The following is a 15,875-nucleotide window of genomic DNA, read 5'->3' as shown; positions in this document are numbered from 1 at the left end:
ACCACATGACTGAATTCGCCTACACCGCCGTCGATGCCCAGGGCACGCTGATCCGCGGCACATTGGAGGCCGAAACAGAAGACGCGGTCCTGACAGCGCTGCGCCGCCAGGGCCATATCCCGATGCGGATCGGCGCGCCGCCACACTTCGCCCCGACGCGTGCGCTCGGCGGCCTGGCGGGCACGCTGCGCCGCCCCGGCCTGCGCCGCGCCGAACTGGCCGCCATCACGCGCGAACTGGCGGTCATGCTGGGGGCCGGGCAGGATATCGACCGCGCCCTGCGCTTCCTGGCCGAGACCACGCCCCGCGCGCGAGTGCGCACCGTGCTGGACGGCGTCCGCACGATGGTGCGCGACGGCCGCGCGCTGCACGTGGCCATGGGGCGCTATCCCGGCAGTTTCCCGCGCCTGTATCTCGGCATGGTCCGCGCGGCGGAAGCCACCGGCGACCTCGCGCCGACGATGGAACGGCTGGCGGTGCTGCTGGAACGCGAACGGGCCCTGACCGCGACGGTGCAGTCGGCGATGATCTATCCCGCCATCCTGACGCTGGCGGCCATCGGGTCGATCGCCCTGCTGCTCACCACCGTCCTGCCCCAGTTCACGCCCCTGTTCGCCCAGAACGGGGTCGCATTGCCGGCCTCGACCCAATTCCTGATCGCGGCCGGCGCCTGGCTGGGCCATTATGGGCTGGCCGTGCCGCTGGCCCTGCTGGCGCTGGTTCTGCTGGGCCGCGCCCTGCTGCGCCGCCCCCCCATCCGGCTGATGGTGGACCGCCGGCTGCTGGCCCTGCCGGTCGTGGGCGCGCTGATCGGCGAAATCCTCGCCGCCCGCTTCGCCCGCATCCTGGGCACGCTGCTGGAAAACGGCGTGCCGATCCTGACGACACTGGCGATCGTGCGCGAGGCGACCACCAATCGCGCCGCCGTCGCCGCGATCGACTCGGCGACGCAGAGCGCCAAGGCCGGCTATGGGCTGGCCACGACGCTGGAAGGCGCGTCGGTCTTCCCGCGCCGCATGATCCACCTGCTGCGGCTGGGCGAGGAAACGGCACAGCTCGGGTCGATGGCACTGCGCGCCGCCGACATTCACGAGGACCAGGCACGCATCGCCATCCAGCGCCTGGTGGCGCTGCTGGTGCCGGCGATCACCGTCATCATGGGGCTGCTGGTCGCCGGAATCGTCTCCTCGCTGCTGCTGGCGATGCTGAGCCTGAACGACCTTGCACAATAGACGCCCCGCCCGCCCCGGCGAGGGCGGCTTCACCCTGATCGAAATGATCGTGGTCGTCCTGATCCTGAGCCTGGTCGGCGCGATCATGGTCGGGCGCGGGCCATTTCATTCCGTCACGCTGGATCTGCAGGGCGCGGCGCGGCAGGTCGCGTCGGCGATGCGCGAGGCCCGGATGCAGGCCATCTATTCCGGCACCACGCTGCTCTTCACACTCGACGCGGCGCACCGGGACTACGGGCTGCAACCCGGCCCTCGCCACCCCCTGCCGGCCGGGGTATCGATCGCGGGGCCGGCGCGCTTCCTCTTCTATCCCGACGGCAGTGCCGCCGGCCCCGCCACCGCGCTGGTCGAAGGCGGGCGGCAGGTCATACTGCGCGTCAACTGGCTGACCGGCGCCGTCGGCGTGGAGGGTCCATGACCCCGCCACGCCCATCCACCCCACAGGACGGCTTTACCTTGATCGAAGTCCTGGTCGCCTTCGTCATCGTGATGCTGGCACTGGCGGTCGCCTATCGGGGCATGCTGGACGGCGTCGCCGCCACGCAACTCTCCAACCGCACGCAGGACGCCCTCTCCCGCGCCCAATCGCATCTGGCAGCGGTCGGCCACGGCATGCGGATCGGCCCGCTGGAACAGGATGGCGACGACGGCAGCGCCCTGCACTGGCACGTCCGGATCGTGCCCGCACAGGCAACTGCCGGCACATCATCCGGCCTTGTGCTGTACCGGGTACAGGTCACCGAATCCTGGCCCGATCCGTCCGCCGCATCGGGCCGACGCTCGGTGGAACTGCACACCCTCCGCCTGGCCACGCGCGAGGCAGGTCCATGAGCGGCAGATGTCACAGGCAGGCAGGCTTCACCCTGCTGGAAATCCTGATCGCGCTGGTGGTGTTCTCGCTGGTGCTTCTGGTCCTGCAACAGGGGTTCCAGACGGCGACGATGCTGTTCGAACGCCAGCACGGAATGCTGGCGTCGCAGGCCGAACTGGGCGCGGTCGATCGCCTGCTGCGCGGATTGATCACGCGCGCCGATCCCGGAGCGGGCCGGGAAGGCCCCCTCTTCGTCGGGCAGGCGCACGGGCTGGTGCTGCGCGGCGCGCTGCCGATGGCCCTGGGCAACCAGCCGGACGCCCAGGCGGACATCCGCCTGTCGGTCGATTCAAGCCATCGCCTGCTGCTGATCTGGATTCCCTACCGGCACGTCATCGAATCCGCGGCAGGCGAACGGCAGCAAACCCTGCTGACAAACGTTACGGACCTGGACTGCTCCTATTTCTCGAACGGACACTGGAATACGACATGGGACGGCGACCACCTGCCGGCGCTGGTGCGCATCCGCATCCGCTTCCCCGACGGCGATCCCCGGCACTGGCCGGACATCGTCGCGGCCCCCTTTCTGGACCCGATGCCGTGATAGGAGCCAACATCATGAAGCGCACCTCATGATTGCCAGGCTCCTGTTCGCCTGGTGGTGGCGACAGATCCGCAGCCTGATCCCGGAACGGATGCGGCTGGCACGGCTCCCGTCGCCTCCCCGGCTGGTCGCCGCATGGAACGGGCAATCGCTTTCCCTGTCGCTGGAACGGCAAGGTCGTTCCACGCCACTGGGCACGCTCGGCCTGTCCGAAGCCGCCGATGCCGAAACACAGGTCGCCTGCCAGGCCATGCAGGCAGGCCGGCATCGCCCGACCGAAACGATCCTGCTCCTGTCACCCGGCATGGTGATGCAACGCGAGGTGACCTTGCCCGCCGCGACCGAGACCGACCTGGATGGAACCCTGGCCTATGAGATGGACCGGCTGACCCCCTTTTCCGCCGATGCGCTCTTCTACAGCCACACCATCATCCGGCGGGACGCCGCGTTGAATCAGGTGCGCATCCTGCTGTCGCTCGTACTCCGGGCATCCGTCGCTCCCCCCTTGGGGATGCTCGCGTCGCTCGGCATCCAGCCGGACCGGCTGGAAGACGCCGCCCGGTCGGTTCCCATCCCGCTGAAGACGGACCGGTCGCCCTGGCGCAGCCTGAAGGACACCCGCATCCTGGTGGCGGCCGGTGCCACCCTGCTGCCCGCGCTGGTGGTGGCGCTTCTGTTCTGGCGCCAATCCACCGAACAGGCGGCACTGTCGGCGCGGATCACGGCGCTGCGCCCGGCCGCCCTGCAGGCGGCCATGCTGCGCCGCGAGGCCGAAGATCGCCAGGCCGGCGAGACCGTCATCGCCGCGACGCGCCGGCAATGGGGCGACCCGATGGCGGTACTGGCGGCAACCACGCAAATGCTGCCCGACAACAGTTTCCTGACCGATCTGAGCCTCCGCCAGGGACAATTGATCATCAGCGGCCAATCGCCCGAGGCGACGGGGCTGATCCAGGTGCTGAGCCGGACGCCGCTTTTCCGCAATCCCGCCTTTGTCGCGCCGGTCACGCGTGTGACAGGGCAGAATGCCAGCGTGTTTTCCATTCGCGTCGATGTCGGCCACTGAACGGAAAAAGCATGAATCACGGGACAACATCCTTGCTGACATGGGTGCGCACCCTCCCGGAAGGACGGCGGGGGCAGGCACTGGCATTGGGCATGTTGGCAGTCGCGCTGGGACTGGCGTGGCTTCTGGTGCTGGGGCCGGTCTGGAATCTCCATGCCGACCGCGCACAGGGGCTGGAACTGCAACGCGCCACTCTCGCCCGCATGGAACGGCTGGCCACCGCCCTGCCGGCGCTCCGCCAGACAGCCGCCACCTCCTCGCCCGGCCCGTCGCAATTGATCGACGGCACCACCGACGCCGTCGCGAGCGCCAATCTGCAGGACATGCTGCAAAAGATCGCCACCATGACGGGAACCGAGATCACAAGTGTCGAGAACGTGGCCCCGGCCATAGCCGGGCGCTACCGGCGGATCGGGCTGCATGTCGTGGTCACCGCGCCGTTTCCGACACTCATCCAACTGCTCGCCCGGCTGGAGCAATCCGCCCCTGCAATCGTGATCGACGGGCTGCATCTGCACGGCGCCGAGGATGCGGACGGCTCGCCCGCCGCCATGGATTGCGACATGGTGGTTCATGCGTTCCGGCGAACGGACGGCACGCCGGCTCCCGCGCAGAAGGACGCACCATGATCCACACCGCATCCCGATCGCGCCGCCCCCCCGCCGCCTGCCTGGCGGCGATCATGCTCGGCGCCTGCGCAGTACCGACCCTCGCCGCCCCGCCCACGCAGAATGCACAGAACCAGCCGGATACCGCGCAGATCGACTCATGGCAGCAGACGATCCTGGCGCGCCCCCTGTTCAGCCCAATCCGCCGCCCGGCCGAAATGCAGGCCATGGGGGACACTACCCCCCGCCTGACGGGCATCGTTGTCAGCCGTGGCAGGCGGCGCGCCATCTTCATGATCCCGGGACAGGCGCGCGGCCGGATCGCCGATGTCGGCGAAACTGTCGGCCCATGGCAGATCATCGCGATCGAGAACGGTGCGATCCGGGTTCGCGGCGCGGCAGGCGAACAGGCCATGCGCCCGGACCGGGATCGCCGGACCGACAGCGGGACGCGCGGCACCTCGCCCGCATCCCTTTCGTCCCAACCCCCAAACCCCCGCCCAGAAGAACAATGACGAGGCCTTACGCGATGAATATTCTGATCCGCTCCCTGGCAGGCATGACAACGCGTCGCCGCCTGCCCGAGGGCCCGATGCCTCGTCATGCCCCTTCCCTCTGGACCGGCCTGGCCCTCTGCCTGTCAGTGGCGGGGTGCGACAATGGGCCGCCACGGGTCAAACCGCTGCCCGGCGCGCTGCCACTGGCCTCTCCGGCTCCCGAGGGCGCCCAGGGGCGGATCGGCACGACCGATGCGTCCGGGCAGGTGCAGTATAGTTACGGCCGCAATACCCTGCCGTCCCTGCGATCCTCGGGCATCGCGGCCGGCGAAGGACAGATTTCCCTCAACTTCACCGATACCGACATACGCGATGCCGCAGCACAGATCCTGACCGATATCCTGCATGTGAACTACGCGATCGACCCGGCGGTGCATGGGACGGTGACGCTGCATACCTCCGCCCCCCTGACGAATGCGCAGGTACTGCCGGCATTGCAGATGCTCCTGGCCCAGGTCCAGGCCGTGCTCCTGCACAGCGACGGGCTGTACCGCATCGTCCCCGCCCAAGGCCAACCCGGCGGTCTGCAGGGCGGCAATTCCCCGTCCGGCATGGCCGGAATGACCGACAACCCCGCGCTGGGCGGCAACATCATGGTCCCGCTGCGCTACGCCGAGGCTGCCAGCCTGACACGCGCCCTTCAGCCCTTCGTGCAGTCCGGCGCGCACCTCACGCCGGTCGACAGCGGCAACGCGGTGATCGTCAGCGGCGACCCGGCGGCACGCAACGCCCTGGTCGAGGTGATCCACGCATTCGACGTCGACTGGCTCAGCAGCCAATCCTATGCGCTTCTTCCGGTCGATTCCGGCAATGCCAAGGACATGGCGTCGGCCCTGCAGACGGCATTGCACGGCAGCGGCGGCTCCCTGGCGCAAATCGTGCAGGTTCTGCCCCTCACCCGCGTCAACGCCGTGCTGATCGTGGCACGCAATACGCGCTATATCGACGATGCACGCCGCCTGTTCGCACTGATCGAACGCAACCGCCGCGCTACGATCCGGTCCTGGCACATCTTCTATGTGCAGAATTCCAACGTGAACGACGTCACCTACACGCTGCAACAGGCCTTCACCCCGGACAATGTGACGGCCCTGCCGCCCGGCACCACACCGGGCACGACCTCACAACTCACCCAGACCGGCTTCACCGGCGGCATGGGCAACGCCATGAGCAATCTGGGCGGTGGCGCCACGGGTGGCACCACCGGCGGCCTGGGCGGACTGGGTGGCAATGCAGGCACGACCGGCGGCCTGGGCACCAACAGTGCGACCGGCACCCAGACAGGAACCCCGGCAGGAACCCAGGGGGCGACAGGCACGGGCCAGCAGCAGGCCGCTTCCTTCAACAATCCCCTGCTGGGCGGACTGGACAGTTCCGCAAGCAGCGAGTCCTCCCGCACGCAGGGCATGCGGATCATCTCCAATGGCCAGCATAACGCGATCCTCGTCTACGCCACCGACCAGGAGAGCGACAATGTGGAACTGATGCTGAACCGCATCGACGTCATGCCGCTCCAGGTCCGGATCGATGCCGTGGTCGCCGAGGTCCAGCTCAACGACGCGCTGCAATACGGCACGCAGTTCTTCTTCAAGTCCGGCGGCATCAACGGCGTGCTCAGCACCAACAGCCAGACGATCACCACCGGCACGCTGGCGACCGCCGCATTCAGCCATACCCTGCCAGGTTTCATCATCGGCGGCGCCAGCGGCGGCGGCGCACCGTTCGCCATCGACGCGCTCCAGAACGTCACCACCGTGCATGTCCTGTCCTCGCCGCAGCTGATGGTCCAGGACAATCACCCGGCCCGGTTGCAGGTCGGGCAATTGGTGCCGGTCCAGATCGGATCGCAGTCCAGCACCATCGGCACGTCGATCTACAACCAGTTCACCTACCAGCCGACCGGCGTGATCATGGAAGTCACGCCCCATGTCAGCCATGCCGGCCTGGTCACGCTGGACATCGCGCAGGAGGTCAGCTCGGTCAGCAGCACCTCGGCGGTAACGACCACCAGTACCACCACCAACCCCACCTTCAACGACCGCTCGGTCAGTTCGCGCGTCGTGGTGCAGGACGGGCAGACGGTGGGGCTGGCCGGGCTGATCACCGAGAATTCCAGCCGCGCCAACAGCGGCATCCCCTGGCTGAAGAACATCCCCGTTCTGGGCTTCCTGGCCGGCAACCAGAACAACAATCGCCAGCGTACCGAACTGCTCATCCTCATCACGCCCCACGTCATCCATGATGAGCGCGATGCGGTCAGCCTGATGGAAGATCTGCGCGACACCCATCCGAATGCCGCAAACGTGCCCGATGAACTGACGCCGATGCACACGACCGGCAGCGCCGACCCCCTGCGGCCGCTGCGACGGGGGGTGGGGCTGGACCGGTGACGTGCCGCGCCCCGACATCGGCCGGGCGCGACCGCCAGGGCGGCTTCGCCCTGCTGATCGTGCTGTGGACGCTGGTGGGGCTGTCTCTGCTCGTCTCCATCGTCATCGCCACAGCCGACACCGAATTGCGCGGAATCCGGGCGCTGCGTGGCGCAACCCAGATGCAGGAAGAAGCGGATGGCGCAATCTGGCAGGCGATTTTTCACGCCCTGGACCGATCCCCGGCGCGTTGGGCGATGGATGGCCGCGCCTATGTCACGCAAATGGACGGCCTGACCCTGACCACGCGACTACGCAGCGAAGCCGGCCTGATCAACCCCAATAGCGCACCCCGCGCCCTGCTGGCCGCCCTGATGGAACAATGCGGCGCGACCGCCAGCCAGGCGGCCTCGGTCGCGGCCAACATGGTGGAATGGCGCAGCAGCGCACAGGGCAATGTCGCAGCCATGCGCGCCCGCTATCTGGCGGCAGGACTGACCTATCGTCCGCCGCAGGGCTCCTTCCAGACAGTCGGCGAGATCGGACTGGTCATGGGCATGAATCCAGCCCTGCTGCGCGCCATGGCGCCGCATCTCTCCGTCATCCAGCCCAACGATCCGGATATCACGCAAGCCGACGCCACGGTGCGACAAGCCTTGCGGAAGGCAGGTGACGCCGTGCCCCCTCCGCCCTCCCGCAACGAGAACAGACCCAGCAGCTTCAGGGCCGAGATCATCGTCCAGGACGGCCAGGGTGGCCGCACAACCCGTCAGGCCACGGTCCTGCTCACCCCGACCCAACACCCCAGCACACCCCTGGCCGATATCGTGCATATCGTCCAATTGCAGTCAGGATCGTGAGCCGGAAAAACCGCCGGGCCCTCAGATTTCATACTCAATAGCCGGCAGGCTCTGATCCATGGTCAGCGATGGCAGGCCCCTGTGCGGCGCACCGACGACCCGCGCCGGGTTGCCCACAACGGTCGTGAACGGGGCAACAGGCTTGAGCACGATCGACCCGGCGCCGACCTTCGCGCCCTCGCCGATCTCGATATTGCCCAGCACCTTGGCCCCGGTTCCGATCAGCGCCCCCCGCCGCACCTTGGGATGCCGGTCGCCAGCCTCCTTGCCGGTCCCACCCAGCGTGACGTTCTGCAACAGGGCGACATCATCCTCGATCACCGCAGTTTCGCCCACCACGATGCCGGTTCCGTGGTCGAACATGACCCGCTGCCCCAGTTGCGCGGCAGGATGAATATCCACGGCGAACATTTCCGACGCCCGACCCTGGATATAATGTGCCAGCGGGCGGCGGTTTTCCTGCCACAGCCAATGCGCGACCCGATAGGACTGGATCGCATGGAACCCCTTGAAGAACAGGAACGGGACCAGCAGCCCGCTGGCGGCCGGATCGCGCTCGCGGATCGACGCCAGATCGGCAACTGCCATATCGACCGCCTGCGGATGACCGATCTGGAAATCCCTGATCAATGCAAAGACACTTGCCTTGCGCATCAGATCGTTGCTGAGCTTGCGCGACAGCAGATAGGCCAGCGCGGTCGCGAAATCCGGCTGATCGAGAATGCTCGGCCGGGTCAGGTCCCGTAGAACCGGGTCGCGGTGCGCCCGGGCTTCGCCCCGAATCAATTCCCACAGCCCGGCGGGCGAGATCGAAGGGGCGACGGCACTGACCGCCGCCGCATCCACCCCGCCCCGTTCGAAATAGGCACGCAGGCTGGTGACGTCCGCGTCCATCCTCTGTTCCAGTCCCATCCCCGAAGGCGAAAGGGATCGCGTCCGCCCGAGCGGACGAACGCGATCTTCCGTTTTCGTCAATATCCCAGGTCCGCACCCTGCGGTGCGGCGGCGGGTGATTTCGCCTCGGCCTTTTCTGTCACCAGGGCCTCGGTCGTGATCAGCAGGCTGCCAACCGACGACGCATCCTGCAGCGCGGTGCGTACCACCTTGGTCGGATCGATAATGCCGGCCGCCACCAGGTCCTTGTACTCGCCGATCTGGGCATCGAAGCCGTAATGATAATCGTCGACCTCCAGCACCTTGCCGGCGACGACGGCCCCATCCTCGCCGGCATTCACCGCGATCTGGCGCAAGGGCGCCTGAAGGGCCTTACGCACGATCTCGCCACCGATCCGCTGGTCTTCATTGTGGAATTGCAGCCGGGCCACGACCGACGCCGCCCTTGCCAGTGCCGTGCCACCACCCGGCACGATGCCCTCTTCCACCGCCGCACGCGTCGCGTTCAGCGCATCGTCCACCCGGTCCTTGCGCTCCTTCACCTCGATCTCGGTCGACCCGCCGACCCGAATGATGGCCACCCCGCCCGCCAGTTTCGCCAGACGCTCCTGCAATTTCTCGCGATCGTAGTCGGATGACGTCTCCTCGATCTGCGCGCGGATCTGCGCCACCCGTCCCTTGATGGCTTCGGCGTCGCCTTCCCCATCGACCAGCGTGGTATTGTCCTTGTCGATCACCACCCTGCGCGCCCGCCCCAACTGGGCCAGCGTCACGGATTCCAGCTTGATGCCCAGATCCTCGCTGATGACTTCGCCACCCGTCAGGATCGCGATATCTTCCAGGATCGCCTTGCGCCGGTCACCGAAACCCGGCGCCTTGACTGCCGCGATCTTCAGCCCGCCGCGCAGCTTGTTGACCACCAGCGTTGCCAACGCCTCGCCCTCGACATCCTCGGCGATGATCAGCAGCGGACGACCGGACTTGACCACACTCTCCAGCAACGGCAGCAGCGTCTGCAAGGACGACAGCTTCTTCTCATGGATCAGGATATAGGGGTTCTCCAGATCCGCGATCAGCTTCTCCGTATTGGTCACGAAATAGGGCGAGATATATCCCCGGTCGAACTGCAGCCCCTCGACCACGTCCAGCTCGGTCTCGAAACCCTTGGCCTCCTCGACGGTAATGACACCGTCCTTGCCCACCTTCTGCACGGCGTCGGAGATGATCCGGCCGATCGCCGCCTCGCCATTGGCCGAAATGGTCGCAACCTGTGCGGTTTCCTCCTTGGTTGCGATCGGGCGGGTACGGGCACGCAGTTCCTCGATTACCGCGGCGGTAGCATGGTCGATTCCGCGCTTGATATCCTGCGGGTTGAATCCCGCCGCCACCGATTTCAACCCTTCCCGCACGATCGCCTGGGCCAGGACCGTCGCGGTGGTGGTACCGTCACCCGCCAGGTCATTGGTCTTGCTGGCGACCTCACGCAGAAGCTGCGCGCCCAGATTCTCGAATCGATCCGCCAGTTCGATCTCCTTCGCGACCGATACACCGTCCTTGGTGATACGCGGCGCGCCGAAGCTCTTCTCGATCACGACGTTGCGGCCCTTGGGGCCCAGGGTGACCTTCACCGCGTCGGCAAGGATATCGATCCCCGCCAGAAGCCGCGCCCGGGCGTCACCCGCGAATTTGACGTCTTTCGTAGCCATGATGCTCTCCGAATGTCAGCGCGTGCCGGCGATGATGCCGAACAGGTCCGTTTCCTTGACGATCAGAAGATCCTCACCGTCGATCTTCACTTCCGTACCCGACCATTTTCCGAACAGGACGCGATCGCCTTCATGGACGTCCGGCGGCACCACCTGCCCCCGCTCATCCCGCGCGCCCGGTCCCACCGCCACAACGATGGCCTCGACCGGCTTTTCCTGCGCCGAATCCGGAATAATGATACCGCCCACCGTCCGCTCGGTAGGGGTGATACGCCGCAGGACCACACGGTCATGCAGAGGACGAAATCCACTCATTGTCTCAAACCTTCCGGCGATTTCAGAATTTCCGCGTTCGGATTACCGCACCTGTGTCAGGCTGTCCGCGTGGGCGCGGCGGAACTGCCACACGACCTGCCGCGTCAGTTCGTCCGGCTCGGCCAGGACACGGTTATGGAGGGGGCGCACGCTCTCATGCGCTGCGTAGAAGCGCCGCGTCTTGCGGTCAGCCTCCACAATCAGCGCACCCAGAAACGTGCCTTCGATTTCGACGATCCGTGATTCAAACATTGCCTGCTGCCTTGTCGTTCCGCTTGCGCGGGTCCGCCGGCAGCATTCACCGCCGGCGCATTATCGGGCGGGCGGCGGCCCCATGTGGCCGGACCATCCCACGCTACATCGATTATTGCGACACATTCGCGCACTCATGAGGGTCATCGGACTCCATACCCCGGATGATCACGCCATCATGCGATGGCGACAGGCGGGACGATACAGGCTCTCCGGCATACGTCAAGATTAAAACATCATAGAATCGTATTATTAATCATATTACGATGATTAATGTTATTAATGCGCGGATCGCAACGTAAATCCATTCATATAATTGTTTTAATTGTGATTTTTATCATAGAGCCTCCTTAAAAGGTCCGGCTCGCACGACGCGTTGCCTTACGGGTCAGGCCTACATGCCTGCGCCAGGCGCATCACGAACGCCGCCTATAATACCAATTTTTGCGTTGAATGTTTAATATAACGATATAAGATCGTTATCGAACGCCCCAGCAGGTCGGGGCCTGGTTGGAAGGATACCAACATCATGAGTATTCATCTCGGCGACGTCGCGCCCGATTTCGAGCAGGAGACGACCATCGGTCGCATCCGCTTCCATGAATGGCTGGGGGATTCATGGGGCATCCTGTTCAGCCACCCCAAGGATTTCACCCCTGTCTGCACCACCGAACTGGGGGCCGTCGCGAAACTCGCCCCGGAATGGGCGAAGCGCAACACCAAGGTCATCGGCCTGTCCGTCGATCCGGTCGGCAGTCATGCCGAATGGGCAGCCGATATCGCCGACACCCAGGGGGCCACGGTCAATTTTCCGATCATCGCCGACGCCGACGGAAAAGTCGCGGCGCTCTACGATATGATCCACCCGGCGGCGGACCCCAAGGTCACCGTCCGGACAGTCTTCATCATCGACCCAGCAAAGAAGGTCCGGCTGACCCTGACCTACCCGCCCTCGGCCGGCCGCAATTTCAATGAGATCCTGCGCGTGCTGGACAGCCTGCAACTGACGGACCGCCACAAGGTGACAACGCCCGCCAACTGGCAGGAAGGCGACGACGTGATCATCGCCCCCTCGGTCAGCGACGAGCAGGCCCGCGCCCTCTTCCCCAATGGCTGGAAGACGTTGCGCCCCTATCTGCGCCTGGTTGCCCAGCCACGCTGAAAGGGAGAATTCACGATGACGCTGTTCCCGGGATGGCAGGCCCCTGATTTCGCGGCGGAGACGAATGCGGGCCCGATTCATTTCCATACATGGCTGCAAGGAAGCTGGGGCATCGTCATCACGCATCCGGCCGATTACGATCTGGATAGCCTGCGCCGCGCCGTCGCATGGGCACTTGCGCGCACACAGCCCGTGCGGCTGCTCGGCCTGTCACCCTGCCATGACGATGACAGCCCACATGGCCCGGGCTTCACGATGGTCACCCCACAGGATGCAAACCGCGTCGCCAGGGTCTGGCAGGGCGTTATGCAGGATATCGGCGATATCGTTCCGGCAACGCCAATGGCGGAACGTACGGTTTATGTGGTCGATCCCGACCTGACAATCCGCACCACGTTGTCCCACCCACCGGCACGCGGCAGGCATTTTACCGATATCATTCAGGCGACCGAAGCCCTCGGGCTTGAAGACATCCCCCTCCGCACGATCCGGGCGGCCTGACAGGCCGTTTCAAAAAGCCCCGCTGGCGGCGACCTGACGGCGATTTCCTGCGCTTCGCGGCGGGCGGCCTACAAGGCCGCTCCGATGCTCAAAAACCACCGGCAGACGCGCGGCCAATGCCGCGCTTCCACTCACCATCAGAGCTTTTGGAACAGCCTCTGAGAACCTGCCCCCGCGACGCGGGGGCAGGATGCAGCCTCAGACGCTCAGAACTCCGCGCGAATTGATCCAAAGAACTGGCGCGGCGCGCCCAGCAGGAACGACTGATAATCGCCCGAAAGCGGGAACCCGTTTTCTCCCATCGTCGCGACATAGAACTGGTTGGTCAGGTTGTAGATGTTGAAATCCAGTTGCAGGTTCTGCATGAAGCCGAGCGAATGGGCATATTTCCCCATATTGCCGAACTTGTAGCCCATCCTGAAATTCGCAAGCCAGTAGGACGGAACCTTCGCGTCGCCCGTATAGCTCAGATTACGCTGCGACATGTAGGAGGCGTCGATACTCGCATCGAAGCCACGATAGGCGTAGCTCAGGCTCGATTTGTACATCAGGCGGGGATAGGCGACAACCTGCGACCCCTTGGTGTAATAGGTGGTGCCCTGTGCCGTCACATTGTCGTCGTAGGTCGCATGGTTCCAGCTGATGCTGTTATAGAGCGAAAGACCGCGCGCCAGCCGCAAGGTCAGGCCGGCATCGACGCCATTCATCGTAATATCGCCGACATTCAGCACCGTGGAGATCGGGTTCACGATATTGCCGGACGTGATCTGCTGAAGACGATTGAAGAAATTTGTGTGATAGGCGTGCAGCGTCGCATCCATGAAATGGTCGGAGTAGCGATAGCCAACCGCATAGGCCCAGTCGCTTTCAGGCTTCAAGCTCGGGCGTGCGTAATCGAAGGCCGCCTGCGTCACCGCGAAGGGCGATGAAACGGTCTTGAACTGCCCCTGCGGATAGGCATGCACATTCTCCGCAACATCGAAGTAAAGCTCGTGATGCCTCAGGAAATGCCAGTCGCCGCTGATATGAGGCAGAAAGGCACGCGCGGTCGTCAGCGTACCCGCCGCCGAAGCACCCGGGCCATAATAAGCCGTATTGTAATAGCCGTCGCCAGCGCGCGACGTATTGAGCAGCGACTTGAACCCGAAATGCAGGGCAACGTTCGGCAGAGGGTTATAGGTATCCTGGACGAAGGCGGTAAAGGTGTTCGTGTTCGTGATCTGGCCAAAAAGCTGCATGAAGGGCGTCTTGTTCGAGAAATTGCCCAGCGGATTGATCGGCTTGCCCAGGATGACGCCATCGACCACGTTCGGCTGTGAATAGCCAAACATCGTCGAATTGAACTGGTTGTTTTCGTACCAGACGCCACCTTCGATATGGTTGTGGGCAACCTCGTACTGCACTGAGGACAGAGCGCCGAAACGCCGGATGCTCGGTTCCTTCACCTGCTCGAACATCGGCGCACCCGAAGGCGACGGATAGAACGGATTGGTCCAGTCATTATGCTGGTGTTCGCCGTGCCCATAGAATGTGGTCTTCCAGCGCACTCTGTCCGTCAGGCGGAAATCACCCGTCAGACCGCCAAAGAAATCGGTCGAGGCCGAGGTGCTATCATAATAGGCGGCGTCCGCCTTGTCGCTGATGCCGTTGAGGCGCGACGGATAATTGCCCCGCGCGGCCTCAATGGCGGCGATATAGCCACTCGCTTTGCCATTATAATAATTGTCGATATAATTTCCGCCATTTTTCCAGATATCGAGCGAGTAATCCTGGTAGTTGAACTGGGCATACTGGCTGAAATCGAAAAAGGCGGAAATCTTGCTGTCGTCCCTGATCGGCTGGACGAATTTCGCATTCACCTGCTGGAAGAACTGGTTGCCACCCGCTTTCCATTTATCCGTGTCGTTACGCATATACGACACGTAGAATTTTGTGCCCGTGTGGTTCAGCTCACCGCTATCCAGGCGCACGAAGGTATGGAACAGCGCATTGCTGCCAAAGGTCTGGGCAACCGTGCCACCCGCCGTCTTCTTCGGGTCGGAAGAATGGTACTCGATCGACCCGCCAAGATTGTTCGTACTGGCCACCGATTCGGCACCCGCGCCGGTCGAAACGTCCAGCCGGCCGACATTTTCCGAACTGATGGCCTGTATGGGGTTCAGGCCGTTATAGTTGCGATAGGCCAGTTCACCCAGCGGAATATCGTCCAGCGTCGTGCTGATCTGGTTCTGCAGGAATCCATGCATATAGATCTGGGTCGACCATGTATCGACACCCTGCGGATCATCCGCCTGGAACATGACGCCGGGCTGCTGCGCCAGAACCTTCAGCGGATTGGTGCCCGGCACCGCCCGCGCGATAGCAGCGGATCCAACGGTGATCATCGTACCATGGGCACGGCGCTGCGCAGAAATGGCGATATCCTCGCCCTGCGACGGCACCTGAAGCGCAGCCCGTGTCGCTGCCGCATGGGCCTTCCCGCCGGCCTGTGCGACGGAAGGCACGACCGGTGCCGCATTCGCCGGGGCCGGCATTGCAGCCTTTGCGGCCTTGGCCGTCTTCTTGTGATGCGGGTCATGGGCCGACGCAGCCTGTACTCCGTGACCGACCGTCAGAGCAGACACCATGACGGTTGAAGAAAAAAGCATCGAGGCGAGGCGCGCACTGTTGTTTTTTGAAAGTCGTCGCATTCTGCTGAGGACTCCAGGATCGATGTTCGTGACGCAGATCAGTTACGGACCAGAGTAATGTTACATTTCGGCAATGTTTGGTCAATCGGGAATATAGAAACGACAAATCCGAAACGACCACCTCAATATTCTGTTTATATTGATTTAATTGTCAGATACGGAGGGCACCCTGACATATGTTGACACATATGGCGGAGAAACTCCCATCCGCCCTCGATCCCCCAGCCCCCGCAGAACCAAAAAATATT

General features: G+C 64.2%; 16 protein-coding genes. 11 read left to right on the top strand and 5 right to left on the bottom strand.

Annotation, left to right across the window (positions count from 1 at the left end):
* Nucleotides 1–5 precede the first annotated feature (5 nt).
* From HLH35_RS15345 to HLH35_RS15305, 9 genes are read left to right on the top strand one after another with little or no spacing between them, the layout of a single operon-like run.
* Complete coding sequence (locus tag HLH35_RS15345; RefSeq protein ID WP_182979974.1) at nt 6–1,232, top strand: type II secretion system F family protein; 1,227 nt, start codon at nt 6–8, stop codon at nt 1,230–1,232.
* Nucleotides 1,222–1,650 (top strand): GspH/FimT family pseudopilin, encoded by a 429-nt coding sequence (locus HLH35_RS15340; RefSeq protein ID WP_246385141.1) that lies wholly within the window; start codon nt 1,222–1,224, stop codon nt 1,648–1,650. The genes HLH35_RS15345 and HLH35_RS15340 overlap by 11 nt, the downstream gene beginning before the upstream one ends.
* Nucleotides 1,647–2,063 (top strand): type II secretion system protein, encoded by a 417-nt coding sequence (locus HLH35_RS15335; RefSeq protein ID WP_182979973.1) that lies wholly within the window; start codon nt 1,647–1,649, stop codon nt 2,061–2,063. The genes HLH35_RS15340 and HLH35_RS15335 overlap by 4 nt, the downstream gene beginning before the upstream one ends.
* Nucleotides 2,060–2,647: a prepilin-type N-terminal cleavage/methylation domain-containing protein gene (locus HLH35_RS15330; RefSeq protein ID WP_182979972.1), complete on the top strand. Its 588-nt coding sequence runs from the start codon at nt 2,060–2,062 to the stop codon at nt 2,645–2,647. Before HLH35_RS15335 ends, HLH35_RS15330 begins: the two co-directional genes overlap by 4 nt.
* Before the next feature lie 28 nt (nt 2,648–2,675).
* Complete coding sequence (locus HLH35_RS15325) at nt 2,676–3,713, top strand: PilN domain-containing protein (protein WP_182979971.1); 1,038 nt, start codon at nt 2,676–2,678, stop codon at nt 3,711–3,713.
* A gap of 11 nt (nt 3,714–3,724) precedes the next feature.
* Nucleotides 3,725–4,342, top strand: a complete 618-nt coding sequence (gene gspM, locus HLH35_RS15320; protein ID WP_182979970.1) for a type II secretion system protein GspM — start codon at nt 3,725–3,727, stop codon at nt 4,340–4,342.
* Entirely contained in the window at nt 4,339–4,836 is a 498-nt protein-coding gene (locus HLH35_RS15315; protein ID WP_182979969.1) for a general secretion pathway protein GspN, read from the top strand. The genes gspM and HLH35_RS15315 overlap by 4 nt, the downstream gene beginning before the upstream one ends.
* Nucleotides 4,837–4,850: 14 nt before the next feature.
* Nucleotides 4,851–7,268 carry a type II secretion system secretin GspD gene (gene gspD, locus HLH35_RS15310; RefSeq protein WP_246385140.1) on the top strand — a complete coding sequence of 806 codons (2,418 nt, stop codon included), beginning with the start codon at nt 4,851–4,853 and terminating at the stop codon, nt 7,266–7,268.
* Complete coding sequence (locus HLH35_RS15305) at nt 7,265–8,107, top strand: type II secretion system protein GspK (protein ID WP_182979968.1); 843 nt, start codon at nt 7,265–7,267, stop codon at nt 8,105–8,107. The genes gspD and HLH35_RS15305 overlap by 4 nt, the downstream gene beginning before the upstream one ends.
* A gap of 21 nt (nt 8,108–8,128) precedes the next feature.
* Here HLH35_RS15305 and cysE read toward each other — a convergent pair whose 3' ends face one another.
* From cysE to HLH35_RS15285, 4 genes are all read right to left on the bottom strand, one after another.
* A complete protein-coding gene (cysE, locus tag HLH35_RS15300; protein ID WP_182979967.1) occupies nt 8,129–9,001 on the bottom strand; it encodes a serine O-acetyltransferase in 873 nt (290 codons plus the stop codon).
* A 77-nt stretch (nt 9,002–9,078) separates the two neighbouring features.
* Nucleotides 9,079–10,707 (bottom strand): chaperonin GroEL, encoded by a 1,629-nt coding sequence (groL, locus tag HLH35_RS15295; RefSeq protein ID WP_182979966.1) that lies wholly within the window; start codon nt 10,705–10,707, stop codon nt 9,079–9,081.
* Between the two features lie 15 nt (nt 10,708–10,722).
* Nucleotides 10,723–11,022, bottom strand: a complete 300-nt coding sequence (locus HLH35_RS15290) for a co-chaperone GroES (RefSeq protein WP_182979965.1) — start codon at nt 11,020–11,022, stop codon at nt 10,723–10,725.
* A 42-nt stretch (nt 11,023–11,064) separates the two neighbouring features.
* Nucleotides 11,065–11,274, bottom strand: a complete 210-nt coding sequence (locus HLH35_RS15285; protein ID WP_182979964.1) for a hypothetical protein — start codon at nt 11,272–11,274, stop codon at nt 11,065–11,067.
* A 529-nt stretch (nt 11,275–11,803) separates the two neighbouring features.
* Here HLH35_RS15285 and HLH35_RS15280 point away from each other — a divergent pair.
* Nucleotides 11,804–12,436 carry a peroxiredoxin gene (locus HLH35_RS15280; RefSeq protein WP_182979963.1) on the top strand — a complete coding sequence of 211 codons (633 nt, stop codon included), beginning with the start codon at nt 11,804–11,806 and terminating at the stop codon, nt 12,434–12,436.
* Between the two features lie 15 nt (nt 12,437–12,451).
* Nucleotides 12,452–12,937, top strand: a complete 486-nt coding sequence (locus tag HLH35_RS15275; protein WP_182979962.1) for a thioredoxin domain-containing protein — start codon at nt 12,452–12,454, stop codon at nt 12,935–12,937.
* 206 nt (nt 12,938–13,143) lie between these two features.
* On the opposite strand, the gene HLH35_RS15270 is transcribed toward HLH35_RS15275, so the two are convergent.
* The gene (locus HLH35_RS15270) at nt 13,144–15,564 is read right to left on the bottom strand and encodes a TonB-dependent receptor (protein WP_246385139.1); all 2,421 of its coding nucleotides are present in this window, start codon (nt 15,562–15,564) and stop codon (nt 13,144–13,146) included.
* Between the last annotated feature and the right edge of the window lie 311 nt (nt 15,565–15,875).

The organism is Gluconacetobacter asukensis (assembly GCF_014174375.1).
Classification (GTDB): Bacteria; Pseudomonadota; Alphaproteobacteria; order Acetobacterales; family Acetobacteraceae; genus Gluconacetobacter; species Gluconacetobacter asukensis.
Note: the sequence above shows the minus strand (reverse complement) of the source record. Positions and strands in the feature narration are given on the sequence as shown.

What these genes read in the sequence shown, in the direction of transcription:
- HLH35_RS15345 (WP_182979974.1), top strand. Translation starts at nt 6, where the DNA reads ATGACTGAATTCGCCTACACCGCCGTCGATGCCCAGGGCACGCTGATC.
- HLH35_RS15335 (WP_182979973.1), top strand. Translation starts at nt 1,647, where the DNA reads ATGACCCCGCCACGCCCATCCACCCCACAGGACGGCTTTACCTTGATC.
- HLH35_RS15330 (WP_182979972.1), top strand. Translation starts at nt 2,060, where the DNA reads ATGAGCGGCAGATGTCACAGGCAGGCAGGCTTCACCCTGCTGGAAATC.
- HLH35_RS15325 (WP_182979971.1), top strand. Translation starts at nt 2,676, where the DNA reads ATGATTGCCAGGCTCCTGTTCGCCTGGTGGTGGCGACAGATCCGCAGC.
- gspM (WP_182979970.1), top strand. Translation starts at nt 3,725, where the DNA reads ATGAATCACGGGACAACATCCTTGCTGACATGGGTGCGCACCCTCCCG.
- HLH35_RS15315 (WP_182979969.1), top strand. Translation starts at nt 4,339, where the DNA reads ATGATCCACACCGCATCCCGATCGCGCCGCCCCCCCGCCGCCTGCCTG.
- gspD (WP_246385140.1), top strand. Translation starts at nt 4,851, where the DNA reads ATGAATATTCTGATCCGCTCCCTGGCAGGCATGACAACGCGTCGCCGC.
- cysE (WP_182979967.1), bottom strand. Translation starts at nt 9,001, where the DNA reads ATGGACGCGGACGTCACCAGCCTGCGTGCCTATTTCGAACGGGGCGGG.
- groL (WP_182979966.1), bottom strand. Translation starts at nt 10,707, where the DNA reads ATGGCTACGAAAGACGTCAAATTCGCGGGTGACGCCCGGGCGCGGCTT.
- HLH35_RS15290 (WP_182979965.1), bottom strand. Translation starts at nt 11,022, where the DNA reads ATGAGTGGATTTCGTCCTCTGCATGACCGTGTGGTCCTGCGGCGTATC.
- HLH35_RS15285 (WP_182979964.1), bottom strand. Translation starts at nt 11,274, where the DNA reads ATGTTTGAATCACGGATCGTCGAAATCGAAGGCACGTTTCTGGGTGCG.
- HLH35_RS15280 (WP_182979963.1), top strand. Translation starts at nt 11,804, where the DNA reads ATGAGTATTCATCTCGGCGACGTCGCGCCCGATTTCGAGCAGGAGACG.
- HLH35_RS15275 (WP_182979962.1), top strand. Translation starts at nt 12,452, where the DNA reads ATGACGCTGTTCCCGGGATGGCAGGCCCCTGATTTCGCGGCGGAGACG.
- HLH35_RS15270 (WP_246385139.1), bottom strand. Translation starts at nt 15,564, where the DNA reads ATGGTGTCTGCTCTGACGGTCGGTCACGGAGTACAGGCTGCGTCGGCC.